The 23,512-nt window shown below is 69.3% G+C and carries 20 protein-coding genes and 1 pseudogene; 12 read left to right on the top strand and 9 right to left on the bottom strand.

Annotated features, from left to right (window positions below; genetic code table 11):
• Positions 1 to 132: 132 nt before the first annotated feature.
• Positions 133 to 1,113, top strand: coding sequence for a tyrosine-type recombinase/integrase (locus AORI_RS60840; RefSeq protein WP_016334315.1), 981 nt, complete (start codon positions 133 to 135; stop codon positions 1,111 to 1,113).
• A 1-nt stretch (position 1,114) separates the two neighbouring features.
• On the opposite strand, the gene AORI_RS60845 is transcribed toward AORI_RS60840, so the two are convergent.
• Positions 1,115 to 1,498: a hypothetical protein gene (locus AORI_RS60845; RefSeq protein ID WP_007034383.1), complete on the bottom strand. Its 384-nt coding sequence runs from the start codon at positions 1,496 to 1,498 to the stop codon at positions 1,115 to 1,117.
• 66 nt (positions 1,499 to 1,564) lie between these two features.
• Between AORI_RS60845 and AORI_RS60850 the strand changes: the two genes are divergently transcribed.
• Positions 1,565 to 2,344 carry a glycerophosphodiester phosphodiesterase family protein gene (locus AORI_RS60850; protein ID WP_016334316.1) on the top strand — a complete coding sequence of 260 codons (780 nt, stop codon included), beginning with the start codon at positions 1,565 to 1,567 and terminating at the stop codon, positions 2,342 to 2,344.
• A 58-nt stretch (positions 2,345 to 2,402) separates the two neighbouring features.
• Here the strand turns inward: AORI_RS60850 and AORI_RS60855 are convergent, their stop codons facing one another.
• A complete protein-coding gene (locus AORI_RS60855; RefSeq protein WP_016334317.1) occupies positions 2,403 to 3,077 on the bottom strand; it encodes a transglycosylase family protein in 675 nt (224 codons plus the stop codon).
• Positions 3,078 to 3,347: 270 nt separating this feature from the next.
• On the opposite strand from AORI_RS60855, the gene AORI_RS60860 reads away from it, so the two are divergent.
• The 3 genes from AORI_RS60860 to AORI_RS60870 all read left to right on the top strand — a co-directional run bounded on the left by AORI_RS60860 (position 3,348) and on the right by AORI_RS60870 (position 6,111).
• The gene (locus AORI_RS60860) at positions 3,348 to 4,748 is read left to right on the top strand and encodes an MFS transporter (protein ID WP_016334318.1); all 1,401 of its coding nucleotides are present in this window, start codon (positions 3,348 to 3,350) and stop codon (positions 4,746 to 4,748) included.
• A 30-nt stretch (positions 4,749 to 4,778) separates the two neighbouring features.
• Entirely contained in the window at positions 4,779 to 5,537 is a 759-nt protein-coding gene (locus AORI_RS60865; RefSeq protein WP_043848119.1) for a thymidine kinase, read from the top strand.
• A 226-nt stretch (positions 5,538 to 5,763) separates the two neighbouring features.
• Positions 5,764 to 6,111 carry an RNA polymerase-binding protein RbpA gene (locus AORI_RS60870; RefSeq protein ID WP_005151365.1) on the top strand — a complete coding sequence of 116 codons (348 nt, stop codon included), beginning with the start codon at positions 5,764 to 5,766 and terminating at the stop codon, positions 6,109 to 6,111.
• A 117-nt stretch (positions 6,112 to 6,228) separates the two neighbouring features.
• On the opposite strand, the gene dapA is transcribed toward AORI_RS60870, so the two are convergent.
• Positions 6,229 to 7,233: a 4-hydroxy-tetrahydrodipicolinate synthase gene (gene dapA / locus AORI_RS82205; RefSeq protein WP_420806983.1), complete on the bottom strand. Its 1,005-nt coding sequence runs from the start codon at positions 7,231 to 7,233 to the stop codon at positions 6,229 to 6,231.
• On the opposite strand from dapA, the pseudogene AORI_RS82210 reads away from it, so the two are divergent.
• Positions 7,232 to 8,234 (top strand): annotated as a pseudogene (locus AORI_RS82210) (LysR family transcriptional regulator). The gene dapA and the pseudogene AORI_RS82210 sit on opposite strands and share 2 nt — an antisense overlap.
• On the opposite strand, the gene AORI_RS60885 reads toward AORI_RS82210, so the two are convergent.
• The 3 genes from AORI_RS60885 to AORI_RS60895 all read right to left on the bottom strand — a co-directional run bounded on the left by AORI_RS60885 (position 8,127) and on the right by AORI_RS60895 (position 10,664).
• The gene (locus AORI_RS60885) at positions 8,127 to 8,912 is read right to left on the bottom strand and encodes an SDR family NAD(P)-dependent oxidoreductase (protein WP_016334322.1); all 786 of its coding nucleotides are present in this window, start codon (positions 8,910 to 8,912) and stop codon (positions 8,127 to 8,129) included. The pseudogene AORI_RS82210 and the gene AORI_RS60885 sit on opposite strands and share 108 nt — an antisense overlap.
• Positions 8,913 to 8,979: 67 nt before the next feature.
• Positions 8,980 to 10,245 (bottom strand): sigma-70 family RNA polymerase sigma factor, encoded by a 1,266-nt coding sequence (locus AORI_RS60890; protein WP_016334323.1) that lies wholly within the window; start codon positions 10,243 to 10,245, stop codon positions 8,980 to 8,982.
• A gap of 44 nt (positions 10,246 to 10,289) precedes the next feature.
• Positions 10,290 to 10,664, bottom strand: a complete 375-nt coding sequence (locus AORI_RS60895; protein WP_228688387.1) for a DUF4406 domain-containing protein — start codon at positions 10,662 to 10,664, stop codon at positions 10,290 to 10,292.
• A 51-nt stretch (positions 10,665 to 10,715) separates the two neighbouring features.
• Here AORI_RS60895 and AORI_RS60900 point away from each other — a divergent pair, with 51 nt between their 5' ends.
• A complete protein-coding gene (locus AORI_RS60900) occupies positions 10,716 to 11,513 on the top strand; it encodes a DeoR/GlpR family DNA-binding transcription regulator (protein ID WP_016334325.1) in 798 nt (265 codons plus the stop codon).
• Here AORI_RS60900 and AORI_RS60905 read toward each other — a convergent pair.
• The 3 genes from AORI_RS60905 to AORI_RS60915 are packed head-to-tail and all read right to left on the bottom strand — an operon-like array spanning position 11,467 to position 15,473.
• On the bottom strand, positions 11,467 to 12,234 hold the full coding sequence (locus AORI_RS60905; protein WP_016334326.1) for a polyprenol monophosphomannose synthase: 768 nt from the start codon (positions 12,232 to 12,234) through the stop codon (positions 11,467 to 11,469). The two genes, AORI_RS60900 and AORI_RS60905, sit on opposite strands and share 47 nt — an antisense overlap.
• A 26-nt stretch (positions 12,235 to 12,260) precedes the next feature.
• The gene (lnt, locus tag AORI_RS60910) at positions 12,261 to 13,853 is read right to left on the bottom strand and encodes an apolipoprotein N-acyltransferase (RefSeq protein WP_043848120.1); all 1,593 of its coding nucleotides are present in this window, start codon (positions 13,851 to 13,853) and stop codon (positions 12,261 to 12,263) included.
• Positions 13,854 to 13,862: 9 nt separating this feature from the next.
• Positions 13,863 to 15,473: an amidohydrolase gene (locus AORI_RS60915; RefSeq protein WP_016334328.1), complete on the bottom strand. Its 1,611-nt coding sequence runs from the start codon at positions 15,471 to 15,473 to the stop codon at positions 13,863 to 13,865.
• 142 nt (positions 15,474 to 15,615) lie between these two features.
• Between AORI_RS60915 and AORI_RS60920 the strand changes: the two genes are divergently transcribed.
• From AORI_RS60920 to AORI_RS60940, 5 genes are all read left to right on the top strand, one after another.
• Entirely contained in the window at positions 15,616 to 17,007 is a 1,392-nt protein-coding gene (locus AORI_RS60920) for a KamA family radical SAM protein (RefSeq protein ID WP_016334329.1), read from the top strand.
• 344 nt (positions 17,008 to 17,351) lie between these two features.
• Positions 17,352 to 18,773, top strand: a complete 1,422-nt coding sequence (locus AORI_RS60925) for an MFS transporter (protein WP_043848121.1) — start codon at positions 17,352 to 17,354, stop codon at positions 18,771 to 18,773.
• A complete protein-coding gene (locus AORI_RS60930) occupies positions 18,773 to 20,248 on the top strand; it encodes an FGGY family carbohydrate kinase (protein ID WP_016334331.1) in 1,476 nt (491 codons plus the stop codon). Before AORI_RS60925 ends, AORI_RS60930 begins: the two co-directional genes overlap by 1 nt.
• Before the next feature lie 33 nt (positions 20,249 to 20,281).
• Positions 20,282 to 21,952 (top strand): glycerol-3-phosphate dehydrogenase/oxidase, encoded by a 1,671-nt coding sequence (locus AORI_RS60935; protein ID WP_016334332.1) that lies wholly within the window; start codon positions 20,282 to 20,284, stop codon positions 21,950 to 21,952.
• Positions 21,949 to 23,511 carry an FAD-binding oxidoreductase gene (locus AORI_RS60940; RefSeq protein ID WP_016334333.1) on the top strand — a complete coding sequence of 521 codons (1,563 nt, stop codon included), beginning with the start codon at positions 21,949 to 21,951 and terminating at the stop codon, positions 23,509 to 23,511. Before AORI_RS60935 ends, AORI_RS60940 begins: the two co-directional genes overlap by 4 nt.
• The last annotated feature ends 1 nt before the right edge of the window (position 23,512 follow it).

A 23,512-nucleotide genomic window follows, 5' to 3' on the forward strand; every position in this document is an offset into this window, starting at 1 on the left:
TCATGACATCTCAGAGAGCGACAGGAGAACCGAGATCCCCCGCGAGGGGTGTCCGGACCCATCGCTCCGTTTCATGCATAATCACTATTATGCATGAAACGGAATATAACCCAGTGTAAGACTGTCGGTGCCATGCGGTACAAGATGTTCATGAGGGTTTCCGAGGCACAGCAAGCCTTTTTCGCCGCACGTCGTCCCCGTAAGGATTCTCCTCACACCACCGACGCCTACCGCCGCGACCTAGCCGGCATCACCGCTCTTCTGCTCCGCGAGCTGGACCGCTCCCCTGACGACCTCATGGTCGAGATGCTCACCGCCCAGGCACTTCGCAACGCCTTCGGTGCCTTCGCCGACACTCACGCGAAGAGTTCGGTCCTGCGCGCGTGGTCGACCTGGAACCAGTTCCTCACGTTCTGTGTGTCCGACGGGCTGCTCGCGGGCAATCCGATGGGCGCCGTCGCCCGGCCGAAGGCGCCTCCGTTGACGCCGAAACCCTTGCGGGGCGAGGAAACCCCGGAGCAGCTACTCGCGGCCGCGGCCGACGGTGCGCGCCGGACCCGGGATCCGTGGCCGGAGCGGGACGTCCTGGTGATCGCGCTCGGGCTGGTCGCCGGGCTGCGTGCCGCGGAGATGCGGGCGCTGACGGCGCGGTCGCTGGTCGGCCGTCAGGGCGAGATGCGGTTGCACGTCCACGGCAAGGGAAGCCGGGACCGGTCGATCCCGGTGCAGCCGATCATGGAGAAGATCATCGAGGAGTACCTCGCCTCCTGTCGCCGCCGGTTCCCGCAGCAGCGGTTCGGGCCCTCCACTCCCCTCCTCCGGGATCGTGCCGGCGAGCCGATCGGCCGGGGCGCGCTGGAGTACCTGGTCAAGTCCTGCTACCGGTGGGCGGGCCTGCACGACAGGGTGCCGGTCGGGGCGAACCTCCACGCGTTGCGGCACACGTTCGCGACCCGGCTGGCGGAGGACGGCGCGACCGCGTCGGAGATCATGGCACTGTTGGGGCACGCGAGCCTGGCGACCAGTCAGAACTACATCGAGGCGACCGGTCGTGAGCAGCGGGCGGCGGCCGCGAGCAACCGGACGTACCGGGCGCTGGACGGGATCGTGTAGGTCAGCGGAGTTGTTCGAGGTCCTTGGCGGCCTGGGCGATTTCGCCCGCCAGGCTGCGGAGTTCGGCGACGGAGGCGCCGTCGTCGGCCGCGGTGACGACGTCCTCCGCGGCGCAGCGGAGCTGAAAGAGCCGGTCCTGCAGGGTGGCGATCTCGGTGTCGGAGAGGACGACGGCGTCTTCGGGGAGACCGCTGCGCTGCAGGGCGGTTCGCCGTTCGTAGGCCCGCTGGCGGCACGATTGCCCACAGTAACGGCGGCGCCTGCCGACGTTGCCGCCCTGTTCGAGGCGCCTGCCGCACCATCCGCAGTGTTTGGGTGCCCCGGCGCGGCGTAGCTCGGACACCTCTTCGGCGGACGTCTTCGGGTGTTCGGCCACTTCCCTCACGGTTCAGACCCTAGCTGGCCACCCGACGATCATGCCGGGGCCACGACCGAAGTGCACACTAGTGGGGTGCCGACACTGTTTCCGTACCTCGCCGATCCGCTTCCGCGTGCCTTCGCCCACCGGGGCTGGCACCTCGGTGACCTGGAAGGACTGGAGAACTCGTTGCCCGCCTTCCAGCAGGCGGTGACGGAGGGCTACCGCTATCTCGAGACGGATGTGCACGCGACGTCGGATGGCGTGGTGGTCGTGCATCACGACGCGTCGTTGGACCGGACGACCGATGGCACCGGGTTGATCTCACAGCAGACGTGGGCCCAGCTGCGGACGGTCAAGATCGGCGGTCGTGCGCCGTTGTCACGGCTGGAGGACGTGCTCGAGGAGCTGCCGGAGGCGCGGTTCAACATCGACGTGAAGTCGAACGACGCGGTGGAGCCCTTCGTTCGGGCGATCGAGCGGTCCGGGGCGCATGACCGGGTGGCGGCGGCGTCGTTCTCCGACGCGCGGTTGGCGCGGATCCGGAAGCTGGCGGGGCCGAAGCTGGTGACGGCGATGGGGCCGCGGTCGGTGGCGGTGATGTGGGCGAACGGGTTCTTGCCGCTGTTCTCCCTGCGGGCGTTGTCGCGGGGTGCGATGGCGCAGGTGCCGGTGCGGCAGGGCCGGTTGAAGGTGGTGGACCGGGCGTTCCTGCGGCAGGCGGCGCGTGGGGGTTTCGAAGTGCACACGTGGACGGTGGACGATCCGGCGGAGATGCGTTTGCTGCTGGATCTGGGGGTGCACGGGATCGTGACGGATCGGCCGGACCTGCTGCGTGAGGTGCTTCGGGAGCGGGGCTCGTGGCCTTCCTGATCCGCGTTTAGTCCTCTGAATGCGCTCACACGCATTCAGAGGACTAAACGCGAGGGGGTCAGCGGGGTGGTTTGCCGTTCCAGGCGGCGTCCCAGGTCTTGGGGCCGAGCCGTCCGGAGTCGTTGATGCCGTTGGCGCGCTGGAGGGCGAGGACGGCTTCGCGGGTTTTGTCGTAGTAGCAGCCTGTTCCGGTGAAGCCGTAGCCGAAGGCGTTCATCCGTAGCTGGAACTGCTTGAGCGGGACGGCGCAGTCGCCGTAGGCGTAGACGACGCCGGGCCAGGCGGGTTTGGGGCCGCCGGGCGGAGCGGGCGGGGTGGGCTTCGGTTTGGGTGCGGGCGGCGGGGCGGGCTGTCCTCCCCCGCCGATGTAGGCCGATTCGGCGTAGGACGGGACGCGTTTGCTGCGGGCGTCACTGTCGTTGCGGAAGCCGAGTTTGCCGGCGCATTCCCAGGGTTGCCAGCCGCGCATGCGGTACAGGTAGAGGGCCCGGTAGTCCTGTTCGCGGGGGGTGGCCTGGTCGGGTCGACCTTGGCCGCCGACGCTGCGCCAGGTGGGCAGGTCGAACTGGTAGGCGCCGTAGTAGCCGTTGCCGGTGTTGATGTTGTAGCGCCCGCTCGATTCACACATGCGGAGCTTGGCCCAGTAGGAGCCGTGGGGATCCGCGGCGGCGGATCCGGTGGTGGCGATCTGCAGGCCCGTCACGGCGAGGGCGAGCAGGAGCGTTCTCGCCACTACGCGGTGTGCTGTGCGAAGGCGATGGGTCCTCATGAGCGGAACAGTAAATACCGGACACTTGCTTCACAAGAGTCACAGCTCGCTCACCAGCCTCACACGAAACACACGGGGACCGTGGCAGCGACACGCCGACGATGGTCGAGAAGGTGTCCGGGAAGGGTTCGTCTCGCGTCGAAACGAACACGGTCCGGACTCGTGCCGGACACGTGGGTGTGATCGCCAGTAGTCTCCCGCTGACCTCGACGTTCTCGACTTCAGGAGCTGTGCATGACGGTGGCCGTGACCCGTGAACGCAAGCGGGTGTGGCGGGCTTGGTACCTCTACGACTGGGCCAATTCGCCGTTCTATTCGTCGGTGATCACCGTCTTCGGAGCGCTCTATTTGAGTGAGATCGCGTCCGCGGACGCGAAGGCGAATTTCACCCTTAACGGGGACAGGGCGTGCACCGATTCGAGTGGAGCTTCGAGCACCCTGCAGAGCTGCGACGTCTCGTTGTTCGGGTTGCAGTTCCCGGCGGGGTCGCTGTGGGGTTATCTGCTGTCGGTCGCGACGGTGACCCAGGTGCTGGTGCTGCCGATCGCCGGTGCGATCGCGGACCGCAGCAGGCACAAGCGACGGATCCTCGGCGGGTTCGCGTTCCTGGGTGCGGCGGCGTCGGCGTTGATGTTCTTCATCGCGGGGACGGACTGGGAGGTCGGGGTCTGGACGTTCATCCTGGCCAACATCGGCTACGGCGGTGCGCTGGTCGTCTACTACTCGTTCCTGGTGGACATCGCGGAGCCGGACGAGCGGGACGCGGTGTCGTCGAAGGGTTGGGCTTTCGGCTATCTCGGCGGTGGTCTGGCGCTGGCGCTGCAGCTCGGGTTCTTCCTCGGGCACGAGGCTTTCGGCGTGAGCGAGTCGCTCGCCGTCCGGATCTGCTTCCTGACGTCGGGGATCTGGTGGGCGGTGTTCACGTTCCCGGCGGTGCGGGCGCTCCCCCAGACTCACGTGCCGAAGTCGAGCGAGCGGGGCCTGTCGGTGCTGACGGCGGGGTTCAAGGAGCTGAAGCGGACGATCAAGGACGCGCGGGCCTATCCCCTGACGTTGGCGTTCCTCGGGAGCTACTTGGTCTTCACCGACGGGATCACGACGGTGGTGGCGGTGTCGGCGCAGTACGGCAAGGACGAGCTGAAGTACAGCACCCAGGTGCTGATCGTCACGATCCTGGTGATCCAGTTCCTGGCGTACGCCGGCGCGATGATCCATGGTGCGATCGCGGCCAGGATCGGGGCGAAGAAGACGATCTTGGGCAGTCTGGTGGCGTGGGTGGCTGTGCTGTGCTTCGCGTTCTTCATCGAGGCCGGTCAGCCGCTGCAGTTCTACGCGGTGGCGGTCGGGATCGGGCTGGTGCTGGGTGGGACGAACGCGTTGTCGCGGTCGTTGTTCGGGCAGATGATCCCGGAGGGCAAGGACGCGCAGTACTTCTCGCTGTACGTGGTCGGTGAGCGCGGGACGTCGTGGCTCGGTCCCCTGCTGTTCGCCGCGGTCGGGCAGATCACCGGCTCGTTCCGGTACGCGATCATCGCGCTGGTGATCTTCTTCGTGCTCGGTTTCGTGTTCGTGTGGCTGGTCCCGGTGCGCCGGGCGATCGAGGCGGCGGGTAACCGACCACCGGCGGTGCTGTGACGGCGGAGCGTGCCGATAGGGTCGGGCGTCGTGACCGTACTGAAGGAGAGTGGCCCGGATCCCACGGACGCGTTGTCGTCGGTGCCGGTGGCGGGTTCACGGCGGGGTGTGCCGGTCGTCGGGAAGTTGAAGTTCTGTTACGGGCCGATGGACTGCGGGAAGTCGACGCTGGCGTTGCAGATCGACCACAACCACGCGCGGCAGGGTCGTCGCGGGATGGTGCTGGTGCGGCATGACCGGTCCGGGGAGCCGCAGATCACCAGCCGGATCGGGTTGACGCGCAAGGCGATCGAGGTGGGGAACGAGACCGATCTGCGGTTGCTGGTGCGTGAGCAGTGGGCGGCCGGGCGGCATGTGGACTACTTGATCGTCGACGAGGCGCAGTTCTTGTCGCCCGATCAGGTGGATCAGCTGGCTGAACTGGCCGATGACGTCCAGATCGACGTGTACTGCTTCGGGATCGCGACGGATTTCCGGAGCATGTTGTTCCCGGGGGCCGCGCGGTTGTTCGAGCTGGCGGACGAGTTGCAGCCGGTGCAGGTCGAGGTGTTGTGCTGGTGCGGGCAGACGGGACGGTTCAACGCGCGGGTTTCCGACGGTGAGGTGCTGCGGGCCGGGGACACCGTGGTGGTCGCGGATACCGAGCAGTCGCTAGTTGAAAGTTCACCGGCATCACGGTCCGAGGGTGAGTCGAACACGGTCCGTTATCAGGTATTGTGCCGTCGGCACTTTCGACTGGGCGACCTGGGGCCCACCTCAGCCCAACACGGTCAGTTACGGTTGACGTGACAGGCGTACTACTAGCCCATCTGGGGGATATCCGCACCAAGATGGCCGTATTGACGTCACGCCAGAGCGCGAAACCACTCCTACTAGGAGAAGCTGTTGCCACCGGGTGACACAGCTCATCGTGAGCAAGGACATGCTGTCCAGGGAATCTCCTGGGCCTCATCGTCGTTGCATAGGGTGAGCATCACCCTGGCTCCACCCGGAGCTGACTGAAAGGACCCCCATCATGGCCGACCGTGTTCTCCGTGGAAGCCGGCTGGGAGCGGTCAGCTACGAGACCGACCGCAACCACGACCTCGCGCCTCGGCGCACCGTGCGCTACGCCTGCCCCAAGAACCACGAGTTCGAGGTGCCCTTCTCCGACGACGCCGAGATCCCCTCGGTGTGGGAGTGCAGGCTGCACGGCAGCGAGTCCGAGATCGTGGACGGCGGGCAGCCGGAGCAGAAGAAGGTCAAGCCCCCGAGGACGCACTGGGACATGCTCCTGGAGCGCCGTTCGATCCCGGAGCTCGAAGATCTGCTCAACGAACGTCTCGCCGAGCTGAAGGGACGCAGGACCACCCGGTCCGCCTGACGCACGGCACAAGTAGCTAGCCCCACCACGAACCGGCGAAGCCCCCGCGACCTCCCTCCGCGGGGGCTTCGCCGTGTCTCGGGGATGTCAGGAAAGGGCCGTTCAGGACAGGAAACGTCAGGAACGACCCTTTCCTGACATCCCGCGGCCGATCAGGCGGGGAGCAACCCGGCGCCGAGGGACATCAAGGCGTCGCGAAGGCGCAGCAGGTGCTCCGGCGGCGATTCGAGCAGCGGAAGCCGCACCGTCGCGTGCGGGATGACGTCGAGTTCGGCCAGCGCGGCCTTGACCATGATCGCCCCCTGCGACGTGCGCATGACGGCCTCCGCCAGCGGAAGCAACCCGGCGTTGAGCGATCCGCGCGGTGTCGAGGTCTCCCCCGCGTACGGCGGCGATCAGTGCGGCGTTGCGGTCGGCGACGGCGTTGCCCACGACGCTGACCAGACCGGTGGCGCCGGCGGCGAGGTAGGGCAGGTTGAGCTCGTCGATGCCGCAGTAATAGGCCAGCGGTGTGTGCGCCATGACGGTCATCGCTTCGAACAGGTCGCCCTTGGCGTCCTTCACGGCCCGGATCCTGGGGTGGCTGGCGAGTTCGATCAGGGTGGCCGCTTCCATGGCCGTCCCGGTGCGGGCCGGGACGTCGTAGAGCATCACGGGCAGGTCGGTGGCGTCGGCGACCGCCTGACAGTGCGCCACGATCCCGGCCTGTGTCGGCTTGGAGTAGTAAGGGCAGACGAGCAGGAGCGCGTCGGCGCCTGCGGCCTCGGCTTCCTTCGCTCGCCGGATGCAGGCGGTGGTGTCGTAGGTGCCGACGCCGGCGATCACGCGCGCCCGGTCGCCGGCGTGGTTCGCCACGGTGTGGACGAGTCGTGCGGCTTCGGTGTCGGTCAGGGTGGGTGACTCCCCGGTGGTGCCGCCGACGACGATGCCGTCGCAGCCGGTGTTCAGCAGGTGGTCGACCAGGCCGGTGAGGCCGGGTTCGCTGAGCGCGCCGCCGGGTTCCATCGGGGTGACCATGGCGACGAGGTTGGAGCCGAAGGGTGTCATGCGGTCGATCCTGTCGGCGCTGTTACCTGCGGTCCAGCGATGGTTTTTGGACGATATTGCGTAGCCTGGCTTCATGATCGAGGTCGGGGCTTTGCGGGCACTGCGGTCGGTGGCCGCGCTGGGGACGTTGGCGCGGGCGGCGGACGAGCTGGGGTTTCACGGCGTCGGCGGTGTCGCAGCAGATCAAGCGGCTGGAACGTCAGATCGGGATGCCGGTGCTCGCTCCGGCCGGCCGCGGCGTCGTGCTGACTCCGGCGGGCCAGGCCGTCGTCGACTCCTCGCTGGAGGTGTTCCAGGCGCTCGAACGGTGTGCCGAGGCCGCTCAGTCGGTCGCGGAGGGCGCGCCGCGCGGGGTCTTGCGGGTGGCCGCGTTCTCGACCGGTATCCGCGGCCTGCTCGCCCCGGTCCATCCCCGGCTCCTGACCCGCTACCCCGACCTCCGGCTGCACATCACTGAGCAGGACCCCGACCAGGCTCTGCATTCGGTCGAGGCCGGGACCGCCGACCTCGCGCTCCTGCATGACGCCGACGGCCTGCCGGTGCCGCTGTCCCCCGCGTTGTCGCGGCGCCTGGTGCACACCGACCTCGGCGACGTCGTCATGGCCGCGACCCATCCCCTGGCGCGGGCCGAGCCGCCGTTGGACGGCGCGGACCTGGCCGGGCACGCGTGGGTGACCAGTCCACCCGGCACGGTCTGCCACCAGTGGTTCCGGCGCGTGTTCGCCGGCCTTCCCGAAGAACCCGACGTGCGGCATCTGATCGACGACTTCTCCACGCAGCTGTCGCTGGTCGCCTCGGGCGAGGTCGTCGCGTTGATCCCGCGGCTGGCTCGCCCGCCGTTGGCCGAAGGGCTGGTCACCCGGCCGCTGCGGCGCCCGCCGACGCGCGAGGTGCATGCCGCGTGGCGCCGCAGTGCCGAGTCGAGTCCCGCGATCCGGGCGGTGCTGGCGGAGCTGGGGGCGGCTCGGTCAGCTGGGGTACATGCTGGTCACGTTGATGAACGTGCCGGTGATCCCCATGGCGTCGTCGGAGGCGAGGAACGCCAGCGTGGCGGCGACCTCGGCGAGGCGCGGTGAGCGTTTGGTCATGCGGGCCTCGGTGAGGCCGTCGAGGACGTTCTGCACCATTTCGGGGGTCGCCGGCAGCTGGTTGTTCACCGCGGAGAGTTTCTCGGGCGTGAAGGTCTCCGGGATACCCGCGACCCAGATGCCGAGCGCGCGGACGCCGTGCGGTCCGATCTCGACGGCGAGATTGCGGATGAAGGTGTCCAGCGCGGCGTCGATCGAGCCCGTGGCACCCATCATCGGGCTGCCGTGGGCGGAGCCGCTGTCGAGGGCGAGGATGGCGCCGGAGCCCTGGGCGACCATGTGCCGGGCGGCGGCCCGTGCGGTGATGAAGTTCGTCGTGATGCCGTCGGTGATCGGGCGGACGTAGTCCTCGACCGACATCTCCACGAGCGGGATGCCCTGGATGTCGCCACGCGGGACGAGGTTGAGCGAGACGTCGATGCTGCCCGCCTCGGCAACGACGGAAGCCGCGTGCGCGTCGACCGCGGCTTCGTCGAGGCCGTCGACGACGGCGACTTCGGCCTGTCCCCCGGTCTCCTTGATCTCGCCGGCGAGCTTCGTCAGTGCCGGTTCGTGGCGGCCGGTGAGGAAGACGCGGGCCCCGCGCGCGGCGAACTCCTTGGCGACGCCGTTGCCGATCGCCCCGCCGGCGCCGTAGATGATCGCGTTCTTGTTCTGGAGGCTCATGGGTTTTCCTTCCGCGTTGTCGGTTACGACGGTTGAGACGCGGAAGGCCCGGAGATCTCATCGGTCCTCAGGTCAGCGTCAGCGGCAGCCCGAACGCGGGGAACAGATGCGGTTCGAACGCGGTGATCTCGGCGACCTTCCCGTCTTCGATGCGCAGCACGTCGAGCACCTGTGCGCGGTAGATCCGGGTGCCCGGTCGCCGGACGTAGCCTGCTGCGGCGGGGAGCCCGTTGGCCACGGTCGGAAGGTGTTTCCACTCTCCGAAGTACGTCGGCGAGGTGGGATCGAGGGATTGGGCGACGAACTCGAGGAAGACGTCGCGACCGGAGAACCACAGCGGGTTCGGCGGCATCGTGACCAGCACGTCCTCCCTGAGCAGCTCGGCCATGATCCGGCTGTCCCCGTTGGCGGTGGCGGCGGCCATGTAGCGCCGCAGGATCGCCTGCTCCTCCTCGGTCGGCCGCACGGTCCTTGCCCAGTCGGTGCGGCGTTCCGGTAGGCGTTCGCGCAGCGTGGGGCGTGCGCGCTGAAGGGCGCTGGTGACCGACGCGACGGTGGTTTCCAGCAGGTCCGCGGTCTCGGCGGCCTTCCAGCCGAGGACGTCGTTGAGGATCACCACGGCTCGCTGTTTCGGCGGGAGGTGCTGGATGGCGGCCAGGAAGACGAGCTCCATCGTTTCCCTGGCCTCGGCGATCTCCGCGGAGTCGTCCGGGAACGGCTGCAACCAGGGCAGGAACTGCGGCGGTTCGCCCTGTTCGACGTCGGGCAACGGGTCGTAGGGACGTGGAACCCTCTTGTTGCGCCGCAGGAAATCGAGGCAGGTGTTGGTGGCGATGCGGTAGAGCCAGGCGCGGAAACTCGACCGGCCTTCGAACCCTTCGCGGCCGCGCCACGCTCGCAGGAACGTCTCCTGGACGAGGTCCTCCGCGTCGTCGTAGGACCCGACCATGCGGTAGCAGTGCACGCGCAGCTCGCGCTGGTGCTCTTCGATCCTCCCGGCGAAGGTGACCTCGTCGACGGTTTCCGTCACGGGCGCCTGCGTGACGTTTTCGTCCTTGGTCCTCAGCGCCAGTTGGGCGATGCGCCGCAGCCTGCCGATGTCGGAGGTGAGCGAGGTGAGATCGGTGAGGAACGCCTCCGGCGGCTGAGGTGCCAGCCGGTTCGCGACGCGGCCGACCTCGGCGATGAGGGTTTGCACATCGGGGGCGGGGTCGCGCCGTGACCGGTAGGCCCGCTGGCGGCACGCGGCCGAGCAGTAGACGGCCGCACGCCCGCGTGAATCCGCCTTCGACGGCAGCGGGCCTCCGCACATCCCGCAGACCTTCCCGGTCACGGCTCACCTTCCCCCGAAAACGTCACATTCGATCGAGTGACGCATTATGCGGCTTGATACCCCGGGATGTCCTCGACTCGGTGGTAGACGTCGAGTCCGCGGGACAGGGCGATGGCGACGTCCTGGTCGGCTCCCGTGGATTCGCCCGGCAGCCGCAGGACGGCGTCGCAGTGGTGCAGCAGGCGGTCGGCCGTCGGGTACATGACCTCCTTGGCGATCGGATCGGCGACGGTCTTCCCGCCCGCCCCGCGCAGCACCGGGAGCGCGACCCACTCGCCGATCATCGGCACATGCCCGCTGCGGAAGATCGGCCAGGCGGCCTCTTCGAGCCGGGTGAGGTTGCGGGCGAGAAGTTCGGGGTCGTCGCCGGTGCCGGAACGGAACGGTCCGGCGATGAGGATCATCAGAGGTTTGCTCATGCGACGAAGCATAATGTGCAACAATCGGCAGGAACAAGGAGGAACGTGCACATGTTGGCTGCGCAACGACGAGACCTGCTGATGGAACGACTCAAGACCGAAGGCCGGATCGTGGCCAAGGACCTCGCCGCCGAACTCGGCGTATCAGAGGACAGTATCCGCCGTGACCTGCGGGAACTCGCGGACGCCGGACTCTGTCAACGGGTCTATGGCGGAGCCTTGCCGATCTCTCCCGCCACCGCGGACTACGCGACGCGCATGGCGGTCAGCGTCGCGGGCAAGGAACGGATCGCGAAACGTGCAGCAGCGTTGATCCGGCTCGGCTCGACGGTCATCCTCGACGGCGGGACGACCACGCTCGCGCTGGCGAAGGCGCTCCCCGTCGATCTCGAAGCGAAGATCGTCACGCACAGCCCCACGGTCGCCGCCGCGCTCGTCACGCACCCGAAGGTCGAGGTGTTCCTGATCGGCGGACGGCTCTTCAAACACTCCGCCGTCACCTGCGGAGCGGCCGCCGCGGAGGCCGCGATGGGGATCAACGCCGACCTGTTCTTCCTCGGCGTCACCGGAGTGCACCCCGAAACCGGGCTCACCACCGGCGACTCCGACGAGGCCGCGATGAAACGCACCCTCGCCAAACGGGCCGCCGACACCTACGTGCTGGCCAGTTCCGAGAAGATCGGCGCGGCCTCGCCGTTCACCGTGCTCCCCCTGTCCGACGTCGCGGGCGTGATCACCGACGCGGCGCCGGACGAGCCGACGGTGCAGGAACTGGGGAAACTCGGGGTGAGCGTGCTGGGCGTCAGCCCTTCTTGGCCAGCCCGCGAAGCTGCTGCCAGCGACGCTTGACGCCCCACAGCCCGACCAGGACGATCGCCTCGCGCACGACCGAGCCGCTCATCTTCGACTGGCCGACCTCACGTTCGGTGAAGGTGATCGGCACCTCGACGACCTCGAACCCGGCGAGCGCCGTGCGGAACGCCAGGTCGATCTGGAAGCAGTAGCCGCGCGAGGCGATCTCGTCGAGCGGGAGCTTCTCCAGCACCGTGCGGCGATACGCGCGGAAGCCCGCGGTGATGTCCTTGATCTTCGTGCCGAGCGCGACCCTCGCGTAGAAGTTGGCCATCCAGGACAGCGCCTTGCGCTGGAACGGCCAGTTCACCGTGCTGCCACCGGGAACGTAGCGGGAGCCGATGGACAGATCCGCGTCCTCGAGCGCTGCCAGCACCCGGGGCAGATCCTCCGGCGCGTGCGAGCCGTCGGCGTCCATCTCGACGATGGTGGCGTAGTCGCGGGAGAGCCCCCAGCGGAACCCCGCGACGTACGCGGCGCCGAGGCCGGCCTTCTCGGTCCGGTGCATGACGTGGATCCGCTCGTCGGCCTTCGCGAGTTCGTCGGCGACGTCACCGGTGCCGTCCGGGCTGCCGTCGTCGACGACGAGGGCGTGCACGTCCGGGAGTGCCTTGAGCAGACGTTCCAGGATCGGGCCGATGTTGTCCCGCTCGTTGTACGTCGGGACCACCACCAGCACCGGGTCGATTCCCTGGGCCCCCCGCGGCGCCTGCGCCATCCGCTTTTCCTCCGTGTTCCGGCGGGTCAGCCCGCCGCTTCCCTCGTTGCCTTGGCGGCGCTCGCGCGCCGGGTGCGGAAACGGAGCACGTACCCGCCGGTAACCCCGGCGATCGCCAGGGCCAGCAGTCCGTACTCCGTCGTCACACCGAGTAGATCCGACAGCGTAGTCTGCTGCCTCAGCGGTACGCGCCCCACCAGGGAGTCTGCGGTGAACAGGCTGGTGGAGGCCGTGATCGAACCGTCGGGAGCGACGATCGCGCTGACCCCGCTGGTGGCTGAAACGATCACCGCGCGCCCATGCTCGACCGCCCGCAGCCGCGACATCGCCAGCTGCTGGTAACTCATCTCCCCCGGCCCGTACCAGGCGTTGTTGGTCGGCACGACGAGCAGTTCCGCGCCGTCGGCGACCGACTCGCGGGCCGGGTAGTCGAACGCGGTCTCGTAGCAGATGAAGACGCCGACCTTGGTGCCCGCGACCGACAGCGCGGCGTTGGCGCCGTCACCCGGTGTCATGTTCGCCACGCTGTCGACGAACGGCGTCACCAGCTTCGCGACCTCACGGGCCGGGACGTACTCGCCGAACGGGACCAGCTGCTGCTTGGCGTAGCGCTGGCCGGGGCCGGTCGCCGGATCCCAGACCAAAGCGGAGTTCTGGGCGGTGCCGTCGGGCAGCCGGACCAGCGCACCGATGATCGCCTGCGTGCCGTAGTCGCGGACCATCTGATCGACGCCGGTGTCACCGGTGCGCATGGCCATCGCGGTCTCCGGCCACACCAGCAGGTCGACCTTGGAGTTGCTCGCCTTCAGCTTTTCCAGCAGACGGGCGCTCTCGGCGAGGTGGTTGCTCCGCAGTTCGTCGCGGCGACCCTCCAGCGCAAGGCCGATGTCCGGGGCGTTGCCCTGCACCGTGGCGACGGTGAGTTCACCATCCTGGGCTTCGGTGCCGATCGTCGGCCACACCGCGAGACCCGCCACCACCGGCACCAGCGTCACCGCCGCCGCGGCCACCAGGGACCGTCGCGGATCGGCGCCCCTCAGCCGCAGGCACAGCGCCGCGAGCCCGAAACCAGTCGCCACGACGGCGAGGCCTACCAGCGGAGCTCCGCCGATCGAGGCCAGCGACACGAAGGCGCCCTCGGGCTGGCTGAACGCCACCCGGCCCCACGGGAAACCGCCGAAGGGAAACCAGGCCCGCGGTGTCTCCAACGCGATGATCACCAACGCGGCCCACAGCGGCCCGAGCGGCAGCCGCCACACCACGGTGGCGAACGCGCCACCGAAACCGAGGTACACCGACAGTGCCATCGACAACGCGATCCACGGCCACGGCCCGAAATCCGGGCCGAGGAAGTCCAGCAGCCACGTCAGCAGGGGCAGGAAGAACCCCATCCCGAACACGAACGCGTAACCGAACGCGCCCCGGAACCTGCGTCCGTGCACCACGAGGGCGAAACCGGTGAACGCCAGCGGCGCGAGCCACCACAGCGGACGCGGCGCGAAACTGAGGTACAGCGAGAAACCCGACGCCGCGGCGACGAGGAAACGCAGGAGCCAGGCGCGGGAGAACCGCTTCCGGGGCACCGCTTCGGGGTCCGGATCGGTCACGGTCGAGGGCACTCCTGAACCCTAGGCCGTGCGGGTGAACACATCGTGGATGACCTCTCCGTGGCGCACCGTGCGCAGGCACCGGGGCAGCGTCGCCCCTTCGGCCAGGTTCGGCAGCGGGGGCACTCCCGCGCGCGGGTCGGTCGACCAGCGCTGCACCCGCGAGTCCGGCGTCGCGACGACGAGATCCTCGGCGTCCCAGATCGCGTAGTGCGCGGGAGCGCCCGGGACCAGGCTGCCGGTGACACCGTCGTTCACCCCGGCGGCTCGGTGCCCCGCGCGGGTGTGGGCGGTGAAGGACGCGCGAGCGGACAGTCCCGAACCCGGCGTGCGGTGATAGGTCCCGGCACGGACGGTGGCCCACGGGTCGACAGGCGTGACGGGAGCGTCGGAGCCGAAGGCGAGCAGGAGCCCTTCGGCGGCCATGGCGGCGAAGGGGTTGAGCTTCGGGGCTCGTTCGCCGCCGAGGCGGTCGACGTACATGCCGTGCTCGCCGCCCCATTCCGCGTCGAACTGCGGCTGGACCGACGCGACCACTCCCCAGCCGGCGAGCGCCTTCGCCTGGTCGGCGTCGATCATCTCGACGTGCTCGAGCCGGTGGTGCCGTGCGGCCAGCGCGCGACGGCCGACGGTCTTCTCCGCGAGCCGGAACCCTTCGACGACCTCGGCGACGGCGGCGTCACCGATGACGTGGAAACCGGCCTGCAGTTCGGCCTCGGTGCAGGCGGCGACGTGCTCGGCGATGGCGGCCGCGTCGAGGTAGAGCGTTCCGGAGGTGCCGTGGGCGTCGGCGTATGGCTCGTGCAGCGCGGCCGTGCGCGAGCCGAGCGCGCCGTCGACGAACAGGTCGCCCGCGACTCCCCTGGCGCCGAGCGCGCGGGCGGTCTCGACTCCGCCGCGCTCGCCCCAGTAGCCGACGACCTCCGGCAGGCCCGGTCCGGACGCGAGCGTGAGGAGGTCGGTGAGGTCTTCGGCGCCCGAGATGTCCGGACCGGCGCATTCGTGGACGCTCACGACACCGCGCGCGGCGGCTTCGGCGAGGAACGCGCGCTGGGCCTCGCGGCGCTGCCGCGGGGTGATCGCGTCGCGCATCGCGGCGCGCACGAGGTGGTGGGCGTCGCGGGTCAGCGGTCCGTCGGCCGACCAGCCCGGCGCGTCGTGCACCCCGGTGGCCAGTGCGACGAGGGCGCTGGAGACGAGTGCCGAGTGGACGTCGACCCGGCTCAGGTACACCGGGGCGCCGTTCGCGGCCTCGTCGATCTCGGCGCGGCTGGGCAGCCTGCCGTCGGTCCAGCGGGATTCGTCCCAGCCGTGCGCGACCAGCACCTGGCCGGGGCGGACGGCGTCGCGGACCGCGGCCAGGAGTTCGGCGGCACCGCGGACGTTCGCGAGGTTCAGCCCGGTGAGGTGCAGGCCGGTCGCGGTGGCGTGGACGTGCGCGTCGACGAAGGCCGGGGCGACGAAGGCGCCGTCGAGATCGACCGGTTCGGCGTCGGGATGAAGGGCTTTGGCGGGGCCGTCCTGTCCCACCCAGACGACGATGCCGTCGGTGATCGCCATGGCGGTGGCGTCGGGAGCCGAGGGGCTGTAGATGCGCCCGCCGAGCAGGAGTGTCGTTCGCGCGTTCGTCACCCTCCTGAGTTTGCAGCGTGCGGACGACCACGTGACCGGCGGGTCGGGGAGATTTCGACACACCACGCAGGACAGGAATATTTACGTCTTCCGAACGATGTGACAGGATATTTTCACGCGTTTCCGACGACGAGGAGTACAAGTGACTGCGATCCAGGAACCGACCTCGCCGGTGGCCGCCTACGATCAGCCCTACGACTACACCCGGGTCGAGCTGATCGAACCCGACTGGCGCCGCTTCCCCGGCTGGCACGACGTGACCGAGGCAGAGTGGCGCGACGCGCAGTGGCAGCGAGTGCACTGCATCCGTAACGCCAAGCAGCTGCGCGCCCTGATGGGCGATCAGCTCGAGGAGCGCTTCTACGAGGACATGCTCGCCGACCAGCGCGAGATGGCCACGATGTCGATGCTCCTGCCGCCGCAGATGATCAACACGATGGCGCCCAACGCGGGCACCGACCCGGCAAAAGTGACCGAGGCCTGGTACGCAGACCCGATCCGCCGCTACATGCTCCCGGTGCGCAGCGACCGCGACACAGAGTGGCCGAGCCACCCGCACTCCGAGCGGGACTCGCTGCACGAGGCCGAGATGTGGGTCGTGGAGGGGCTGACCCACCGCTACCCCACCAAGGTCCTCGCCGAGATGATCTCCACCTGCCCCCAGTACTGCGGGCACTGCACCCGGATGGACCTGGTCGGCAACTCCACCGAACAGATCGAGAAGCACAAGCTCTCGCTCAAACCGGTCGACCGCCAGGACGCGATGATCGAGTATCTGAAGAAGACCCCTGGCGTGCGTGACGTCGTGGTCTCCGGCGGCGACGTCGCGAACGTGCCGTGGCCGCAGCTGGAGTCGTTCCTGATGCGACTGATGGACATCGACACCGTCCGCGACATCCGGCTCGCCACCAAGGCTCTCGCCGCCCTGCCGCAGCACTGGATCCAGCCGAAGGTCGTCGAAGGCCTCGAACGCGTCGCCGGCACCGCGCAGCGCCGCGGCGTCAACCTCGCGATCCACACCCACGTCAACCACGCCCAGTCGGTGACCCCGCTGGTCGCGGAAGCCGCCAGGACCGCGCTCGACGTCGGCGTCCGCGACGTGCGCAACCAGGGCGTGCTGATGAAGGGCGTGAACGCGACCCCGGCCGACCTGCTGGACCTGTGCTTCGCGCTGCAGGGCGAGGCGAACATCCTGCCGTACTACTTCTACATGTGCGACATGATCCCCAATGCCGAGCATTGGCGGGTTTCCGTGCACGAGGCGCAGGAACTGCAGCACGCGATCATGGGCTACCTGCCCGGCTACGCGACTCCGCGCATCGTCTGCGACGTGCCGTACGTCGGGAAGCGCTGGGTGCACCAGCTCGCCGAGTACGACCGCGAGCTCGGGATTTCGTACTGGACCAAGAACTACCGCACCGGGATCGAGCACGAGGACCCGGAAGCCTTGCAGCGGCGGTACCCGTACTACGACCCGATCTCGACGCTGCCCGAAGCCGGTCAGCGTTGGTGGCGGGATCAGCCGAAGGCGTAAGCGTCCGTACGACCTTGAAGGTAGTGAAGGCCTCCTTCACTACCTTCAAGGTAGGTAAGGAGGCCTTCACGGACCTGCCCCGCGATCAGCCGCGGCCGAAATCCGGAAGGCACGGCACGCATTCCCCCGCCGATCTCCGACCGGAATCCCCGGCACTCAGCGAAGATCTTTCCGCGCGAGTGTCCTATGTGGCCGGACCAGGCACTGTCTTGACGGACCACGGATCGGGATCTACTCTTCTCCCTTCAGACAGGCACAGACGAAGAGCCACTGTCAGCGGTCTTCGTCGTGTCTGTTTTTTTTGTGTCGGATCGCTGACAGCCAGCGCAGAAAGTTGGCGGTCCATGAGTTCATCGACGCTCAGCCCGACAGGCTCTATTTCGAACGTCTCCCAGGTGGCCGCGCTCGTCAACGGGCTTTCGAGGTTGCCGCGCAAGGCCAATTTGCTGTGGTATCTGGTGCTGGGCGGGCTGTTCCTGGACGCCTACTCCAACGCCGCGCTCGGCGCGGGCCTGTCCCCGATGATCAAGGAGCTCGGCCTCAGCTCCACCCAGGTCGGCGTGCTCACCGCGACCGCACCGGCGGTGGCCATCCTGTTCAACCCGATCGGCGGCTGGCTGGCCGCCCGGATCGGCCGCGTCAAACCGCTGATCGCGGCCAAGGCGATCGCGGCGATCGGGGCCGTGCTCACCGCGACGGCGGGCGGGTTCGGCGAGGTCTGGTTCGGACGCGGCCTCGTCGGCGTCGCCTACGGGATCGACTTCGCGGTGGCCATGGCGATGCTCGCCGAGTACACCCCCGCGAAGCTGCGCGGGCGGCTCAATCTCTGGCAGTCCGTCTGGTACGTCGCCACCACCGTGAACCTCGGGCTGACGCTGGTGTTCTTCCAGCTCGACGCCGGAGTGGGGATCTGGCGATGGTCCGTCGGCTCGGCCGGTGTCTTCGCGATCGTCCTGCTGGTGCTGCAACTGCTGTTCCTCGTCGAAAGCCCGTCGTGGCTCGCGGCGAAGGGCAGGCTCGCGGAAGCGGCGGTCAGCCTCCGCCGGATCTACGGTTTCCAGGTGACCCCGGGCACCGGCAGCGGGCCGGATCCCGCCACGGAACAGAAGATCGGGTTCCGGCACGCGGGGGTGCTGTTCCGCAAGCCGTATCTGCCGCGGACCTTCCTGTCCACGGCCATCTCCCTGACCCAGTCGATGCAGTACTTCGCCGTCGGGTGGTACCTGCCGGTGATCAGCCTGGCGATCTTCGGGCAGGCGTTCCAGACCGCGACCCTGGGATCGATGATCTTCAACATCGCCGGGATCATCGGCGGCGCGCTCTCGGCGTACTTCGGCAGGAAGATCGGGCTGCGGACGAGTTCCGCCATCGGCTACGCCTTCGCGTTCGCCATCCTGCTGGTGATGGGGCTGGGCTTCGGGAAGCTGCCGATCGCCGTCGGCTTCCTGCTGCCGTTCCTGTTCATCTTCTTCCACTCGGCCGGACCGGGCGCGAACGGCAAATCGATCGCGGCGCTGTCCTACCGCAGTGACATCCGCACCCTCGGCACCGGCGTGACCGGGATGCTCGGCAGCTTCGGCAGTGTCATCGGGCTCTACGTGTTCCCGCAGATCAAGGAATCGATGGGGCTCGGCCCGACGATCGCCCTGCTCGCGGTGGTGCCGTTCCTCGGCCTGGTCTCCTGCCTGATCGTCCGCTGGGACCCCACCCGCAGCGGCGTCGACCCCGACGACGAGACCATCGACCTCAAGCGTAGGAGCGCGTGATGCGGCGCGGGATCCTGGCCGTCGACGAGGGTTCCACCGGCACTCGCGCGGCCGTCGTCGGCGAGGACGGACAGTGCGGGCCCTCCTTCTACACCGCCATCGACGTGAGCCATCCCCGGCCGGGCGAGGTCGAACAGGACGCCATGCAGCTGCTGGAACGGACCGTCGACGTCGCCCGCCAGGCCGTGACGTGGGCCGCCGACAAGGGCGTGGAGATCACAGGCATGTCGATCTGCACCCAGCGGGCGACAGCCGTGCTGTGGGACCGCGAGACCGGGCGTCCGCTGGCACCGGCCGTGGTGTGGCAGGACAGCCGCTACGCCGCCGAGCTGGCGAAGCTCGCGCCCGAATGGGACCGGTACCTGTGGGCCGCGACCGGGCGTCCGGTGGGCACCCGCGCCCCGTTCCTGTGGGCCGCAAGGCAACTCGAGACGCTCGGCGTTCCGGCCGGGCGGGCGCTCTTCGGCTCGGTGGACACCTGGCTGGTGTGGCATCTCAGCGGCCGCGAGCGGTACGCGATCTCGGCGACCAACGCCGTCGCGTTCGGCGGCTACCGGTTGCGGGAACACGCCTGGGACGCGAAATGGCTGGAGGCACTGGGTTTTCCGGCCGAGTCGGCGCCGCCGCCGCTGGACGACGACGGCGACTACGGCTACACCGACCCGGAACTGCTCGGCATCCGCGTGCCGATCGCGGCGGTGATGGGCGACCAGCACGCGTCGCTGATCGCGCTGGGCGCGCTCGAACCCGGCCAGGCCACCTGCGTCCATGGCACCGGGACGTTCGTCGGCGCGCTCGCCGGTGACGAACCGCCCGAAGCGGTGGGCGGTCTCGACGGCGTACTGTGCCTGGTCGCCTGGCGCAGCGGCGGCCACAGCCGGTTCAGCCTGGAGTCCTACACCTCGACCACCGGCTCCGCCCTGCGATGGCTCATCGAAGACCTCGGCCTGTTCGCTTCGGCGGCCGAGATCAGCGCGCTGGCCGCGGCGCAGCCCAGTGGCGAGGCGACGTGGTTCGTGCCGACGCTGGCCGGACTGCGCACCCCGGTGCAGCGGCCCGACGCCCGCGGCATGCTGGCCGGGCTGAACCTGGCGACCACGCGGGAGATCCTGGCCAGGGCGGTGATCGACGGGATCGCCCACGCGGTGAGCGACACCGCCGACGCCTTGCGCACCACCATGGACCGGCCGATGACCCATCTGCGGGTCGGCGGCGGTCTGGCGGCGAGCGACCCCTTGCTCCAGAGCCAGGCCGATTTCACCGGTCTCGCCATCGAACGGGTGGCGGATTCGGCCACCGCCAGCCTGCGCGGCGCCGCCTATCTCGCCGGCACCCGGCTGGGACTGTGGCCTTCGCTGGCCGAGGCCGTCGCCCACCAGCCACCCGGGCGGGTCTTCGAGCCCGCCATCGCCGAAACCGACCGGCTGAAGCTCCGAGCGCGCTGGCAAGACGTGCTCGCCGTTTCGCTGTCGTGAAACCCCAGTTCTGAGTGGAGAGGTTCCTCAACCATGTTCACACTGCCGTCCCGGCGGCCGAATGCCGTCGCAGCGGGAGCGACCCCTTCGGCGTTGCTGCGGCTGGATCGTCGCACCGCACTGACCGGACTCGACGCCGGCGAGTTCGACCTTCTCGTGATCGGCGGCGGGATCACCGGCGCCTACACCGCGCTGGACGCCGCCGCCCGCGGCCTGTCGGTCGCGCTGGTCGAGCGGGACGACTTCGCATCCGGGACCTCGTCCAAATCCTCCAAGATGGTGCACGGCGGCCTGCGCTACATCGAGCAGGGCAACCTGGACCTGGTCCGGCATTCCCTCCTGGAACGCCAGCGATTCCGCCGCAACGCCCCGCATCTGGTGCAGCGGCTGCCCTTCCTGTTCCCGATCCTGGCCAAGGACGGGGTTTTCGACGCCCGGATCGCCCGCGCCTTCGAGAGTCTCTTGTGGACATACGACCTCGCGGGCGGCTGGCGGATCGGCAAACTGCACCAGCGGCTCACGGTCGACGAAGTGCTGGCGCACGCCCCGACCCTGCGAGCCGACCACCTGCGTGGCGGCCTGATGTACTACGACAGCCGCGCCGACGACGCCCGGCTGACCCTCGCGATCGTGCGCACCGCGGCCCGGCTCGGTGCCGTCGTGGCCAACGGCGCCGAGGTGACCGGCCTGCGCACCACGGGCGGGCGGGTGACCGGCGCGACGGTCGAGGCCGACGGCGAACGGATCGACGTCCGGGCGCGGGTGGTCGTCAACGCGACCGGGGTGTGGGCCGACGACGTGGACGGCATGGCCTCCGGGGGACACCGGCCGCAGGTGCGCCCCGCGAAGGGCGTCCACATCGTGCTGCCCTGGTCGAAGATCCGCAACGACTGCACGGTGACGGTGCCCATCCCGGGCCGCGCGCGGCGGGCGACCTGCACCCGCTGGGGTGACGTGGTCGTGGTCGGCACCACGGACACCGACTATGACGGCTCGACCGACGACGTGCACTGCACCCGCGACGAGATGGAGTTCCTGCTCGAAGGCGCCACGATCGCCTTCGACACCAAGCTCGGTCCCGAGGACGTGCTCGGCAGCTACGCGGGCCTGCGGCCGCTGGTCGGCGGCTCCGAAGGGACCACCCTCGACATGCGGCGCGACCACCACATCACCGTCGCCTCGGGCATGGTCACCGTGACCGGCGGCAAACTCACCACCAGCAGGCATATGGGCGAACTCGTCGTGGACGAGGCGCTCGGGCTGCTGGGGCGCAAGGCCCGCTGCCGCACCAAGAACCTGCCCCTGCTCGGCGGTGCCGGCTACGACGCCGAAGCCACCGCGGCGACCGGCGGGATCGCCGCGCACCTCGGCGGCCGCTACGGGACCGAAGCCCGCTTTGTGAGCGCTCTCGTCGACGAGGACCCGACGCTCGGTGAGCCGCTCATCCCCGGACAGCCGCACCTCAAGGCTGAGGTCGTGTTCGCGGCCAGGTCCGAGATGGCGCGCTCGGTGGACGACGTGCTGTCCCGGCGCACGCGGTTGCGGCTGTTCGCCAGGGACGCCTCCGCCGAGGCCGCGCCGCTCGTCGGCGAACTGCTCGGCGCCGAACTCGGCCTGCCTTCGGAGACCGTGGCGTCGCAAGTGCAGGACTATCGGGCGGACGTCGCCCGGGAGAAGTCGATTCTGTTGGGAGACAACGCATGATCAGCAGCCAGACCATCGCCCACCCGTTCAACCGGGGGAAGTACGTGGTCGGGGCGCCGACGCCGCCCCGCTGGGGCGACCGGACACCTCCGGGACAGGGCCCGGCGTCGCTGCAGACGACCGTCGTCCCCGTGCCCGCCGCGCTGACCGAGGCGCTGCGAGACGTCGCGGACGCCGTGCACACCGAGCACGACGAGGTCGTACTGCGCACCCGCGACTGGTGGGCCGGTTCGATGATCGGCGAGACCGCGGGGAACCCGGCGACACCGGAGGCGGTGATCGCCGAGGTCAGCACGGTGGAACAGGTGCAAGCCGTGGTCCGCCTGTGCGGCGAGCACAAGGTGCCGCTGACGGTGTCGGCCGGTCGCAGCAACGTCACCGGCGCCGCCCTGCCGGTCCACGGCGGCGTCGTGCTGGATGTCTGCGGGCTGAACAGGATCCTGTCCTTCGACGCGGACTCCCAGGTCGTCGACGTGCAGGCCGGGATGTTCGGCGACCTGTTCGAGGCAGAGCTGCAGAAGACGCACGGCGCCACCACGGGGCACTGGCCGTCCGCGTTCGCACTGTCCACTGTGGGCGGCTGGGTGGCCTGCCGCGGGGCGGGGCAGCTTTCCACCCGCTACGGCAAGATCGAGGACATGGTCGTCGGCCTCGACGTCGTGCTCGCCGACGGCACGCTCGCCCGGTTCGGCGACTATCCGCGGGCCGCCACCGGCCCCGACCTGCGCCAGCTGTTCGTCGGCTCGGAAGGCACGCTCGGCGTCATCACCTCCGTGCGCCTGCGCACGCACCCGCTGCCCGGCTACGCCAAGGCCGTCGCTTACGGCTTCGAAACCTTCGCCGCGGGGCTGGAGGCGTGCCGGCTGATCATGCAGCGCGGCGCGACCCCGGCGGCGATGCGGCTCTACGACAAGCTGGAGAGCGGGACACATTTCGGCCTGCCGGACACCAACCTGCTGCTGATCGCCGACGAAGGCGACCCGGTGCTGGTCGACGCGATGCTGAAGGTGAGCTCCGAGGTCTGCGCCGCGACCGGGTCCGAACTGGACGGTCAGGCCGTCTTCGAGCGCTGGCTCGACGAGCGGATGCTGGTCGGGAAGTCGGCGGACGGGTTCACGCCCGGCCCGGGGTTCGTCGCCGACACGCTCGAAATGGCGGGCGCGTGGTCGGCGCTGCCCGCGATCTACGACGAGGTCGTGGCCGCGATCGAGGCCGTCCCCGGCACCTTGGCCGCGTCCGCGCACCAGTCCCACGCCTACACCGACGGCGCTTGCCTGTACTTCTCGCTCCGCGGCGACGTGGAACCGGAGAAGCGGCGGCACTGGTACCGCTCGGCCTGGGACGCGGCCAACGCCGTGCTGGTGCGCCACGGCGCCGCGCTGAGCCACCACCACGGTTCCGGCCTGCTCCGGGGACCGTATCTCGCGGACACGCTCGGCTCCGGGTTCGGCACGTTCGTCGCGGTGAAGCGGGCGCTCGATCCGCAGGGCCTGCTCAACCCGGGCAAGCTCGGGCTGCCCAGTGACCTCGGGCCGAATCCCCTTGACTCCGCGAGCTGAT

Origin of the sequence: Amycolatopsis keratiniphila, from assembly GCF_000400635.2 — a bacterium.
GTDB classification, from domain to species: Bacteria; Actinomycetota; Actinomycetes; order Mycobacteriales; family Pseudonocardiaceae; genus Amycolatopsis; species Amycolatopsis keratiniphila.